Below are 12,100 nucleotides of genomic sequence, written 5' to 3' on the forward strand. Positions count from 1 at the left end.
GGCCATTGAAAGCAAATAGTTACATACACGGTTTTATAACCTTAAGTTTTTTCTTAATTATAACTTCTTGCGCTGTTAAAAAATATGTGCCTGAAGATGAACTATTACTTAATGAGACATATGTTGATATTAAGCTAGATTCACTTACAGATGTAAAAGATGTTGCTGCGTTAAAAGCTCAATTAGATCTTACCATATCACCGCAACCTAATAGCACTTTTTTAGGAATGAGACCAGGCTTGCATTACTATTATAAGGTTAAAAGGGATAGTGGTGGCTTTATAGCGCGATTTATGAATAGAAAGATAGGAGAGAAGCCTGTCTATTTATCTGATGTAGAACAAGAGGCAACTAAAGATCTATTGCGCAATAGATTAGAGAATAGAGGTTTTTTCTTCTCTAATATAACTTCAAAAACTATTGAAAACCAAAAGCAAAAAGAAGGTAGTGTAACCTATCAAGTAAGTTTACCTAATCCGTATAGATTAAAAACCTATCAGGTTGATAATGATTCTATACCATTTTATAAAGTTCTAGAAAATCAATTGTCAGATTCTCCCATTAAAGTGGGATCTCGCTTTGATCTGTCGGCCTTAACGCAAGAGCGAGAGCGTATAGATAGTAACCTTAAAAGCAAAGGCTATTATAATTTTAATTCTGGGTTTTTAATATTTCAGGCAGATACTAATCAGTATGATAATAGAAGGTTTGATTTATTTTTAAAGCTTAAAAAAGACGTACCTACTAAAGCAATAAAGCCTTATCAAATAAAGGCTGTAAAAGTCTACCCATATAATGTAACAAGTAATGATACTGTGGTTATGGATAGTGTACATTTTGCTGATAAGGATTACATACAGGAATCTGATTTTTTTAGACCAGATCGGTTAGATCCTTTTATATTGTTAGAACCAGGTGATTTATACAATCCTACTAAGTCTAGAGCCACTAGTCGACGACTAGGATCCATAGGTGCTTATAAATTTGTCAATATAGAATATAAAGAACTACAAGAATCCAACGACAGTCTTAATTATTTAGAAGCTAGTATTTATTTATCGCCTTTGAATAAAAGAGCTATCCGTGCAGAATTACAGGCGGTAACTAAATCCAATGATTTTACGGGTCCTAGTTTAGGACTTACGTTTTCTAACCGTAATCTTTTTAAAGGTGGTGAAGTCCTTAATATAAAAGCAACTGGTACTTATGAAGTGCAAATAGCAGGAAATAGTGATGCCGGACAGACTAGTACAGAATTCGGACTAGGAGCAGATTTAATCTTTCCACGCATGCTGGCGCCTATAAACGTAGATAGTGATTATTTCGAATATGCAATTCCTAAGACCAAAACCAGTCTCAGCGCAACTATTTTAAATAGAAGTCAACTATATAGCTTGTTGACTTTTTCAGGTAGTTTTGGTTATACTTGGCAAGCAAATCGATATGTAACACACGAGTTCAATCCTATTTCTATTAACTATGTAAATCTGTTAAATACGTCTACAGAATTTGAAGAAATACTAGATGAGAATACCTTTTTACAAAATAGTTTTGAGCAGCAATTCATTTCTGGTTTAACCTATTCTTTTACTTATAATGAGCTTATAGATGAACGTAAAAAAGCTTTGTTTTATGTCAATAGTACAGTAGATATAGCTGGTAATAGCATCAGCTTATTAAGTAAAGAAAATGAAGAAGGAAAGAATGAATTTTTAGGACTAGAATATGCACAATATGCAAAGGCAGATGTAGACTTCAGATTTCACTATTTACTAAATAAAGATTCTCGTATTGCCACTCGATTTTTTGCTGGTTATGGCTTACCGTATGGTAACAGCGATGTGTTACCGTTTAGTAAGCAATATTTTTCAGGTGGAGCTTATAGTGTTCGTGCTTTTAGAACTAGATCATTAGGGCCAGGAGTTTATAGTCCAGAGGACGATGACGACCGTTCCTTTTTTGATCAATCTGGTAATGTACGATTAGAAGCAAACATTGAATACCGTTTCCCTATTTACAGTTATTTTAAAGGGGCACTTTTTGTAGACGCAGGTAATGTATGGACCACAGCAGGTAATGGATTACCAGGTGGTGAATTTTCTAGTGATTTTTATAATGAATTTGGGATAGGAGCAGGATTAGGAATGCGAGTTGACGTGCAGGGTTTTGTAATACGTTTTGATCTTGCTGCTCCATGGCATGACCCATCTATGCCGTCTGGTGAGCGATGGAATTTTGATATAGAAAACCCAGTTTTCAATTTTGCTATAGGTTATCCATTTTAAAGATGTCTTGTTAGATAACGCTTCCGCGAAAGCATAGTAAAAAAAATCTTACATTTCACTATTAGATTTAAGAAAATAAGTGCTTAAATTGCCTTCTTAAATTTAACATATGGAAACCAATAACCAACCCCAAAACACAGAAGTACGCTCACGTCGTGAGAGAGAACCGTTTATGCCAGAATCCAATGGAATGACCATGATGGAAGCAGTAAAATCGGTTTTTAATAAATATACTGATTTTACAGGTCGTGCAAGAAGATCAGAATACTGGTACTGGCAATTATTTAATATTATTGTATTCATGATATTGTATGTACCTATGATCATAGGTGCTGTTACAGAAAATGAAGCCATCGCGATTCCTTTTGGGATACTATTCCTATTATATACTCTAGCGACAATCATTCCGTCACTAGCTGTTATCGTAAGGAGATTACATGATACTGGTCGTAGTGGTTGGTTTTACTTTATCTCTATGATCCCATTAGTAGGTACTGTTATTTTATTAATCTGGCTGATTGAAGATAGTAAGCACGGAGCTAATCAATGGGGACCTAATCCTAAAGGAATAGGGAATGATGATTTTAACAGGAACCAATTTTAATATATTATTAAAATTTAACAAATAAACTTAAATTTTCCTCAACTATAAACGGTTAAATGGTAATACTCATTATCTTTAACATAAAACGTTTATGTGGAGGAAAATTTTTCAGGTTTTAGGCTTAATAGCTGCTTTATTAAGTTTGTTACCTCTTATTGCTGTAGACTATTGGTGGATACGCATCTTTGACTTTCCACATTTACAGCTCACGGCTTTTACACTTTTGGCCATCCTTCTATATTTCTTTACGTTTAAACCCAAATGGGTAAACGATTATGCCTACATAAGTATTTTAATAGGCTGTTTTATATTTCAATTTGTAAAGTTTATCGATTACACACCTTTTGTAAAAGTTGAGGTAAAAGATAGTTCTGAGCATGTCAATGAGGATTCAATAATTGAGATTTATACGGCTAATGTTTTACAGAAAAATGATAGCGGTGATAATCTTTATCAAGAAATTAAGGAGCAAAAACCAGACCTTATTGTTTTTACAGAAACCGACCAAAGATGGAGTGAAGAAATCAATCAGCAAATCGGTGAGGCCTATCCTTTTAAGATTGAACAACCACAGGATAATACTTATGGTATGTTGGTTTATTCAAAATTAGAACTTACCGATACTAAAATTAGATTTAAAGTCGATCCAGATATACCTTCTATAGAGGCTAAAGTGATTATGAGAAATGGAAAACCGTTTCAGCTATATGCCATACATCCCACGCCACCGATGCCACAGCACAATCCTATGAGTACAGATCGCGATAAAGAGTTGATTTTAACGGCTATGGCAAGTCATAATTCTGAAATTCCAGTAATCGTCTTAGGGGATTTTAATGATGTTGCCTGGTCTGATAGCACTCAACTTACTAAAACGATTGGTAAGCTGTTAGATTTAAGGATAGGTAGAGGTTTTTATAACACTTACCATGCACAGTACCCATTAATGCGATGGCCACTAGACCATATTCTTACCTCTCCAGAATTTAGGTTAAAGGATGCTGGAACAGGTACTAATTTTGAAAGTGACCACTTTCCATCATGGGCTATATTAACTTTTGAACCAGAACTGGCGGAAGATCAAGCACCTAAAGAACCTACAAAAGAGGACTGGCAAGATGTGAAAAAACAAATGAAAAAATCCGGAATAGAAAATCTTATAGAGTTACCTGATGCTATAAAAGATGCAGGCGATTAATTTTCTTTTTCTTGATTTATTATAAGATGTGGATAGTCTGCAAGATTGTATTCTAACACTAAACCACCAGCAAGATCATTTGTAACATCTGGCCCGTAAAGTACGTCACATAAATACATAGCAGCTTCAAAAGATCGTGCACCACCAGCACTTGTAATTACTTTACCATCGTGTACAAACCATACATTTTCGCGTATGTCTAGATTTGGAAATCTTTCCCTCATTTTATGGACGTCACTAGGGAATGTGGTTGACACCACATGGTCTAATAGGCCTGCTTGTGCAAGCATAAACGCGCCATCGCAATGTGATGTTATATAAGTGGCAGCACTACCAGTTTGTTTAATCCAATTTATTACCTCAATGTTATCTAAGTCACTATCTAGATGATGCTCGGCACTTGGAATAACTAAAATATCAATTCGAGGTGCGTTAGTAAAATCATAATCTGGCTGCAGCCTCAATCCTTCAAATGTTGTGATAATATTTTTAGACTGTGCAACTGTAAATGTGTTCATTGGTTTTACGCTTTCGCGAAAGCGTGTATGTTGAAAAATATCGAATGGAGCAGTCAGTTCAGTATTGAAAGTACCGTCCATCACTAAAAAACCTACATTATAGGCGTCTTTTAATAGAGTAGGAGCTTTGTGCTGAGTTGAGCTCGTGGTGGTTAATACAGGTTTTTGTTCTTGCTGGCACGATATCAAAATGAAAAAGCACAGTGTGGTGATAAATAATTTAGGCATTAATTAAGTTGTTTGCCTAGATAATAAGCACAGTAAACGGCTATATATCCTAGAATAATAGTTAATAGTAGATAAATTAAGGCTCCTAAATAATTAGATTCATTAGTGAGTTTAAATACATCTACAGAAAAGGTAGAAAAAGTTGTTAGGCCACCGCAAAAGCCTATTCCTAATAAAATATAGCCATGACTATCTAGTATGTTTTTATGAGAAAGTGATAGAAATAAACCTAACAAAAAACAGCCTATAACATTAGCAACAATAGTAGGTATCCATTTGATCTGATCTGTATTAATCCATACAGAAAATAAAAAACGTAGTACACAACCGAAGCCTCCACCAATAAATACTAAAAGAAGCTGCTTAATCATTTTCTACAACTGGTAAATATATTTCAGTGATGTTATCTGCTGGATTAGGTGTTAAAGCCGGATCTGTCTTATAAACCTCAAATGGTGCTTGTAATCCAGGTATATATCCTTGTTGTGCCATAAATAATTGTCCCTTATCCCATGTTTCTTGTAAGTGGTCATAAGTACCTTTTAAGGTAACCTTAACCGCTCTTGTAGGCTCTATATAAGTACATAATACCGCTGCGTCTGTCGCTGGAATTACACGATCTCTTACCGGTATAGCTGCAGAAAAAATTACACTGTTGTTATTATGATCAAATTTTTCATAAATACTCATAGGCATTCCATACATAGATATATTTTCTTCTTTCATGTACTTCATAATATCTTGTAACATGATTGCCATTTCACCAGAAAATTTATCCATGCTAGTAGAGGTTGTTTGATAAAGTATATAACCACCTCCATAATCAACTAATCCAGGATTACTGATTTCGTACTTTTTCATTTCTACTAATAGATATTCTTCTATATTATTGAGGCCTTTTTTATACATAGGTCTGATTTCCTCTTCTAGATCTAATCCTAGAATAAAATTCATAACCTTATTTTTGAAGCCATCTTCACCTTTAATATTCCAAACAACTTCTGTCCCTTCAGGCACTGGGTTTAATGTCATTGTTACGACACTTTTTGAATCAGAAATACTAGTATGATATTCCATTTCCGACTCCACACTTTTGTTGGGTTCTAAAGCAGTAATTGTCATAGAACCATTACCGTATTCATCTTTAAAACTATAGTTTCCATTAATACCTGTCGTTATATCACCTAACGTGTTAGTTACTTCAGTAGAATTAGTCCATGGATTCCAATGGTTCCAGTTTTTAAAATCTGAAATTTCTTCATAAATCATCTCTGGTGGTGCTTTAATTATTTTCTTTTCTGTGATATAATACGTGCCATCTTGTAAAGAAAAATATACTGCTGCACCTATGATAATTACTAGTATAAAGAGAAAGAGGTATTTAAGGACTTTCATTTAGGGAATTTTGATTTATCAAATATACGATTAAGCATAAAAAAAACGGCCGGAAAAGATTTCCGACCGTAAATGAGAAAGTCTTATCAGGACTTCCTTCCCCCTAAAATTATTGTATAAGGAAATAATTCCTATTCAATCTTGTATAACAGTTCAAAGTTAAAGTAGTTTGTGTATTTATAAAATACCCTTTAATGGGTATATTTTAAAGTATTTCTAGTAAAAACAAATATTTCATTTAACAATTGTGAATCACTTGTAATGCTGGTGTTTTTGTAAAGCATATCTTAACAGCTCTCCTTTGCCTTGTAAGCCTAGTTTTTGAATAATATTTTTACGATGTTTAATAATTGTGCTAACAGCTGTAAATCGTATTTCGGCAATTTCTGATGATGTTTTTCCTTGTGCTATTAACTTTAAAATTTTCGTTTCACTAGGTGACAGTATTGTTTTATTATTAGAAATTTCATTGCTTTCTATTTCATTGATATTAATAGAAGCATCAAAGTATCGTTGTCCTTTACTTGCTTTAATTATAGCAGTTTTGACTTCTTGCAGACTACTGGTTTTTAATATATAACCATAAGCGCCGGCTTTAATCATTTCTCGTATCGCATCTTCGTTATTAAACATGGAGAAGGCAATTACTTTTAAGGTAGGACGTATTTTTAATGCTTTTTTACACAATTCAACACCATTCATACGTGGCATACTAATGTCTGTTAATAGAACATCTGGCTTTTTAAAATCTAATTTTTCAAGTAACTCTTTACCATCTTTTGCGGTACCTACGACTTCAATCTCTTGAACATCTTTAAATAGTAATAAAAGACCATCTATGAGCGATTGATGATCTTCGGCTATTAGTAATCTTATCATTTTAGGGGTATATCTAGATTAACAGTAGTTCCGTGATTTAATTGAGAATCGATTTCTATGGTACCATCTAAATCTTCAATTCTTTTTTCAATATTATGTAAACCTATACCAGCATTTTCTTGATTTGATTCTTTTTTGAACCCTATACCATCATCTTCGACCATAATATTAATACTGTCTTCATATGCGGTAAGGCTGATTACAGCATTTGTAGCTTGTGCATGTTTAATGATATTACTTAATAATTCTTGCAATATTCTAAAGATAGTAAGTTCTAGGCTATTTTCTAAGGATTGATCCAGACCATGATGTAATACCTCTACATGTACTTTTCCGCCTTGTGAAACTTTGTGTGCTAGCGATTCCAAAGTAGGAATCAATCCCTTACTAGCCATGACACCGCTATTTCTGGTATGAGACATTAGACGTATTTTTTCATATGCTTCATCTAGTAGATTCTCTGTTCGATTAAAAACTAGCTCGGATTTTTCTTCACTGAATTGTTCTTTTAAGTTTTCAAAGTATAGTCGGACAGTGGTTAATGTGCTTCCTAGATCATCATGTAATTCTTCTGCGAGTCTTTTACGTTCTTTTTCTTGTCCCGTAATCATAGCATCTATGGTTGCTAATTCTTGATTTTTAAGAATGGTATCGGCACGACTTTTTTGGATTATTTGCTCTTTCTGAGCAATTAATTTTTTCTTTCGTTGGTTGTTGTAGATGAGGCCACCAGATAGTAACAAAATTATTGCTGCTCCTGAGAGTGCATAAATTTGATTGCGTTGTTTTTCTTTATCAGCTTTAAGTTCTAGATTTTCTTTTTCTTTTTGAGTGGTTTGATATTTTGCTTCTAGTTCTTCTAAGGATCTTGCCGCCGCGACGGTTTTCAGAGAATCTGAAATTCTTATTTTATCACGATACAATGTGGCACTTTCTTCATAGTTTTTATTAAGGTAATAAGCCTCAGCTAAGTTTCGAGTTACCATGACCATTTTTTCTTGATTATCAATAGGGTAGTGGTCATTTAAAGATTTATTGTAGTAATAAATAGCCTCTTCGTATCTTTTAGATTGCTTTAAAGTTTGAGCCTTACTGTTATATAAATCTTTAAGTGTTTCAAAATCTTCTTGCTGTTCATAGTAAGGGATTAATGAATTAAAATAATATAAAGCAGAGTCTTTGCGATTTGCGAGGTCGTATAAAATACCTAGATTCAATTCAATGCTTTTCACCATATCTATTAAATCATTTTCTTTAGCGATATATTTTGAATGGTGTAATCTGCCTATTGAACGCTCAATACTTGCCTCAGTCTCATAATCTTCATTATATATATAATAAAAGTCACAATTCACCAGCATTTTAGGATCTTGTGAGAGGTGAGCAATATCACAGTTTTCTCTAACTAGATCTTCAAACGGCAGCGCATTTTCAATAGTTGAAAGGTAAGTATAGATAAGTTCGTCATTGATCTTAAACCTAAGCTCTAGAGAGTCTTCAGGAACATTTCTTTTTGCTGACAATAACAGCTTGTAAGAATGCATTAAATCAGTCGATGTATTGGATTCTATTATAGCATTTTCATAATAATACCTTGCTTTTTCAGTATTTGAAAAAGCAAGAGTATCCATGGTTTTTATTAGTTCTTTCGACTCTACAAAATTAGATGCAGCATTTAATTTTGCTAACGACTCTAATTGGGTAGATTGGGAATTCCCTATCTGAGTAAAGCACAAAATCAAGCTTATGTATAGAAAAAATCTAGTTTCCACTACTCAAACTAGGTCTTTTAAAGGAGTGACCTTTTTTAAGAGGTATGTAAATGAGCACATTATTCTTTTCACACTGTAGTCCTTCTTCATTAATATCGATAATGGTTTTAAAATCCATAGTAGGCTTTACGTCGTTTAAAACTGCAGCTGTGATAGTCGTTAATACATCACCAGCTTGTGGTGATTCATAGAGCGTTATTTTCAGTACATATTCGTCATCAACTTTTTCAAATGATGCAGTTTCTACATTCTTAAAATTATTTTTAGATTCAAAATCAATCTGAGTAATGGTTTTAGTGTTGACGTCCATATAAATCATTGCAGATAAACCTATATTATCATTGATACCGGTTTCTGCAATATGGTAGGTTTCCATATCTGTATTTGCTAATTGAACAGAAGTTTCTAGAATACTACAGTAATCATAAGGATCTTGATTGGTTTTTAAAATAGCGCTATTTGTATCCTTTTTTTTGCGCTCATTACTTTCAATATCTTCATCTGCTTTTATTTCATTTTTACAAGAAAATATGGCAAAAGTACATAAGCATAAAATGGCAATTCTAATTTTCATAGGGTTGAGTTTTTGGTTGGTTAAATATGGTTGATTATGTGATGATATTATATACCCCATAAAGGGTATTTATAATTACAACTAATAAAGTAACTGATTTTAAGTTCAATAAACAAGTATTCCATAAAAAAGCCTGTTCATTAAGAACAGGCTTTTTTATTTTTTAATCGAGATATACTACCTAAAAACGCCACTAGGGAAACTGACCATGCTTTCAATTCCATCTTTACCTATTGCAACAACTCCAAAAAACGAGTTATCAATTACGATTTCATTTAGAGTATATTCATTGACGTCTCCTACATATCTAGAATGATCCCATGTAGGACTCGTTGTATCACGCCAGTATATTTTATATCCCACTGCATCTTTAACAGGATCCCATTTTAATCTTACATTAGCTTCTACAATCCCACCAATTTTTACATTTTGAGGTCGGGTAGGAGCCCAGGCTAATTGTGCTAGATTTATAGCATTGACAGCAGTTAATTTACGGGCATATGGAAAATTGACATGTTCAACAACATCACCATAATTCACACCATTCTCTGTTCTAATATCTTGATGTTGCTGTGTATAATTTTCATGTGCCTCCATGATACGTATACCTGGAAAACCTAAATCTGCAAACGGCCTGTGATGTCCACCACGGCCAAAACGATCTAATCTATATACCATCATAGGCTTCATCTCTGGCATATAAGTTTTTACTGATTTATAAATGTAACGTGCTAGTTGTCTAGAAATACCATCAACTTCACCACCATAAAACCTACGACCATTACGCTGGCGTTCTGTTTCAGTTGGGTCAGTAGGCTCTGAGAATATTCTGAACTCTCTGTTGTCAATGACTCCATCTACACCCTTAATATTTCCTATCATATCATTATTTAAAAAGCCTATGACATTCCATTCTTTCTTTTTCGCATAGTCGGCAAGTCCTTTACCACCAAATAGTCCTTGCTCTTCACCACTTAAACCTACGTACACAATACTATTTTTGAACTTGCGCTTGCTTAAAACCCTAGCGGCTTCTATAGTACCAGCCATACCACTTGCGTTGTCATTTGCACCAGGCGCATCTGTTGTAAAGTCCATTGTATCGCTAGCTCTAGAATCTATATCACCACTCATCATGACCATGTCGTTAGGATTTGTAGTTCCACGTTGTATGGCAACTACATTAACTACATAAGCATCTTTAGGAACGCGATTTCCCATATCTGTAGTAACTAGATCTTTTTGGTAAAATACTTCAAGGCAACCACCACAATCTGCAGATATTTTATCAAACTCTGCTTTTATCCATCTTCTTGCAGCACCTATTCCACGAGTATTGGATACGGTATCTGAAAACGTATTTCTTGTTCCAAATCCAGCCAACTTTTTTACATCATTTTCAATTCTATCAGCACTTACTTCATCTATAATTTTATATAAATCTTGTTGATGTGCACTAGGCAGTTGAGCTGTTGAAAACATACTGATGAACAGCAATAAAAGAAAACCGTTTTTCATGATTGATAATTTTGCCCTAAGATAATACCTAGAACATTACAAATATTTAGTAAATTGTTAAAGGATTGATGTCATTTAACGCTTTCGCGAAAGCGTAAAAAAAAAGCCCCAAAATAAATTGAGGCTTTACATAAAAGAAAGAATTGATTAAGCTTCTTTCTGTATTTCAACTGCATGTGGATAAGGGATTTCAATTTTCTCTCTATCTAATACAAGTTTTGTATTTTCAATAGTCCAGAAATAAACGTCCCAATAGTCTTCTGGTGTACAATATGGTCTTACCGCTAGGTTTACAGAACTTTCTGCTAGCTCACTCACATTAACAGAAGGTGCCGGGTCTTTAAGTACCTTAGGATTAGATTCTAACATAGCAAGAAGAGCATCTTTAGCCTGTTTCATATCTTCTCCATATCCTATTCCTACAGTGGTATCAACTCTCATTTTACCTTCAGCAGTATAGTTAACAATATTTCCATTTGCCATAGGACCATTAGGGATAATGGCTAGTTTATTTGCTGGTGTAATCAACTTAGTAACTAGAATATCAATTTCTTTTACAGCACCTAATTCACCTTGTGCTTCTATTAAATCTCCTATTTTATAAGGTTTAAAAATTAAGATAAGAACACCACCAGCAAAATTAGATAATGAACCTTGTAAAGCAAGACCTATAGCAAGACCTGCTGCTGCTAATATAGCTGCAAAACTAGCCGTTTCTATGCCTAATGTACCAGCTACTGTAACGACTAATAGTATAGTTAAAACCCATTTAATTAAGTTAGTAAGAAATTTTTTAAGGGTTAAATCATAATCCTTTTTATCCATTAGTTTACTAACTACTTTAACTAGCTTTTTTATTATAAATGCACCGATGATATAAATCAGTATTGCCTTTAATAAAGGTACTCCATATTCTAAGGCATAGCCTGTCAGGTTCTCAATACTAAATCCACTAGGGTCAATATTAACATCTACGTTTTTTGCTTCTACGATTGGTTCTTGCATCATTTTTATTGTTTTGATTTAAAAAAAAACGAATTTAATAACGATAAGTGAGTAGCCTGAAAAAGAATTGAGTTTTTGTATAAATAGTTTTTTATCGTAAAATAAATACCATTGAACAATAAAA

General features: G+C 33.6%; 11 protein-coding genes. 3 read left to right on the plus strand and 8 right to left on the minus strand.

From position 1 onward, the window contains the following. Window positions 1-5 precede the first annotated feature (5 nt). The 3 genes from ACJJVI_RS09685 to ACJJVI_RS09695 all read left to right on the plus strand — a co-directional run bounded on the left by ACJJVI_RS09685 (window position 6) and on the right by ACJJVI_RS09695 (window position 4,087). Complete coding sequence (locus tag ACJJVI_RS09685; protein ID WP_405351676.1) at window positions 6-2,285, plus strand: BamA/TamA family outer membrane protein; 2,280 nt, start codon at window positions 6-8, stop codon at window positions 2,283-2,285. 109 nt (window positions 2,286-2,394) lie between these two features. Further along, window positions 2,395-2,889: a DUF805 domain-containing protein gene (locus tag ACJJVI_RS09690; RefSeq protein ID WP_348021250.1), complete on the plus strand. Its 495-nt coding sequence runs from the start codon at window positions 2,395-2,397 to the stop codon at window positions 2,887-2,889. A 91-nt stretch (window positions 2,890-2,980) separates the two neighbouring features. Next, entirely contained in the window at window positions 2,981-4,087 is a 1,107-nt protein-coding gene (locus ACJJVI_RS09695; protein WP_405351678.1) for an endonuclease/exonuclease/phosphatase family protein, read from the plus strand. On the opposite strand, the gene ACJJVI_RS09700 is transcribed toward ACJJVI_RS09695, so the two are convergent. The 8 genes from ACJJVI_RS09700 to ACJJVI_RS09735 all read right to left on the minus strand — a co-directional run bounded on the left by ACJJVI_RS09700 (window position 4,084) and on the right by ACJJVI_RS09735 (window position 11,979). After that, window positions 4,084-4,833 (minus strand): DJ-1/PfpI family protein, encoded by a 750-nt coding sequence (locus ACJJVI_RS09700; protein WP_405351680.1) that lies wholly within the window; start codon window positions 4,831-4,833, stop codon window positions 4,084-4,086. The two genes, ACJJVI_RS09695 and ACJJVI_RS09700, sit on opposite strands and share 4 nt — an antisense overlap. Further along, window positions 4,833-5,204 (minus strand): fluoride efflux transporter CrcB, encoded by a 372-nt coding sequence (gene crcB, locus ACJJVI_RS09705; RefSeq protein ID WP_036584950.1) that lies wholly within the window; start codon window positions 5,202-5,204, stop codon window positions 4,833-4,835. Before crcB ends, ACJJVI_RS09700 begins: the two co-directional genes overlap by 1 nt. After that, the gene (locus tag ACJJVI_RS09710) at window positions 5,197-6,228 is read right to left on the minus strand and encodes an SRPBCC family protein (RefSeq protein WP_405351682.1); all 1,032 of its coding nucleotides are present in this window, start codon (window positions 6,226-6,228) and stop codon (window positions 5,197-5,199) included. The genes crcB and ACJJVI_RS09710 overlap by 8 nt, the downstream gene beginning before the upstream one ends. A gap of 252 nt (window positions 6,229-6,480) precedes the next feature. Then, window positions 6,481-7,107: a response regulator transcription factor gene (locus tag ACJJVI_RS09715; RefSeq protein ID WP_036584952.1), complete on the minus strand. Its 627-nt coding sequence runs from the start codon at window positions 7,105-7,107 to the stop codon at window positions 6,481-6,483. Then, a complete protein-coding gene (locus ACJJVI_RS09720; protein WP_348021246.1) occupies window positions 7,104-8,879 on the minus strand; it encodes a sensor histidine kinase in 1,776 nt (591 codons plus the stop codon). Before ACJJVI_RS09720 ends, ACJJVI_RS09715 begins: the two co-directional genes overlap by 4 nt. Further along, complete coding sequence (locus ACJJVI_RS09725) at window positions 8,869-9,453, minus strand: hypothetical protein (protein WP_042272031.1); 585 nt, start codon at window positions 9,451-9,453, stop codon at window positions 8,869-8,871. Before ACJJVI_RS09725 ends, ACJJVI_RS09720 begins: the two co-directional genes overlap by 11 nt. Window positions 9,454-9,630: 177 nt before the next feature. Continuing rightward, window positions 9,631-10,971 (minus strand): M28 family peptidase, encoded by a 1,341-nt coding sequence (locus ACJJVI_RS09730; RefSeq protein WP_405351685.1) that lies wholly within the window; start codon window positions 10,969-10,971, stop codon window positions 9,631-9,633. A gap of 147 nt (window positions 10,972-11,118) precedes the next feature. Continuing rightward, on the minus strand, window positions 11,119-11,979 hold the full coding sequence (locus ACJJVI_RS09735) for a mechanosensitive ion channel family protein (RefSeq protein WP_042272034.1): 861 nt from the start codon (window positions 11,977-11,979) through the stop codon (window positions 11,119-11,121). Window positions 11,980-12,100: the final 121 nt, after the last annotated feature.

The organism is Nonlabens sp. Asnod3-H03, from assembly GCF_045063665.1.
Taxonomy (GTDB): Bacteria; Bacteroidota; Bacteroidia; order Flavobacteriales; family Flavobacteriaceae; genus Nonlabens; species Nonlabens ulvanivorans.

Excerpts from the sequence above, each read along its gene's own strand:
- ACJJVI_RS09690 (WP_348021250.1), top strand. The coding sequence starts at position 2,395 with ATGGAAACCAATAACCAACCCCAAAACACAGAAGTACGCTCACGTCGT.
- ACJJVI_RS09695 (WP_405351678.1), top strand. The coding sequence starts at position 2,981 with ATGTGGAGGAAAATTTTTCAGGTTTTAGGCTTAATAGCTGCTTTATTA.
- ACJJVI_RS09700 (WP_405351680.1), bottom strand. The coding sequence starts at position 4,833 with ATGCCTAAATTATTTATCACCACACTGTGCTTTTTCATTTTGATATCG.
- crcB (WP_036584950.1), bottom strand. The coding sequence starts at position 5,204 with ATGATTAAGCAGCTTCTTTTAGTATTTATTGGTGGAGGCTTCGGTTGT.
- ACJJVI_RS09710 (WP_405351682.1), bottom strand. The coding sequence starts at position 6,228 with ATGAAAGTCCTTAAATACCTCTTTCTCTTTATACTAGTAATTATCATA.
- ACJJVI_RS09715 (WP_036584952.1), bottom strand. The coding sequence starts at position 7,107 with ATGATAAGATTACTAATAGCCGAAGATCATCAATCGCTCATAGATGGT.
- ACJJVI_RS09725 (WP_042272031.1), bottom strand. The coding sequence starts at position 9,453 with ATGAAAATTAGAATTGCCATTTTATGCTTATGTACTTTTGCCATATTT.
- ACJJVI_RS09730 (WP_405351685.1), bottom strand. The coding sequence starts at position 10,971 with ATGAAAAACGGTTTTCTTTTATTGCTGTTCATCAGTATGTTTTCAACA.
- ACJJVI_RS09735 (WP_042272034.1), bottom strand. The coding sequence starts at position 11,979 with ATGATGCAAGAACCAATCGTAGAAGCAAAAAACGTAGATGTTAATATT.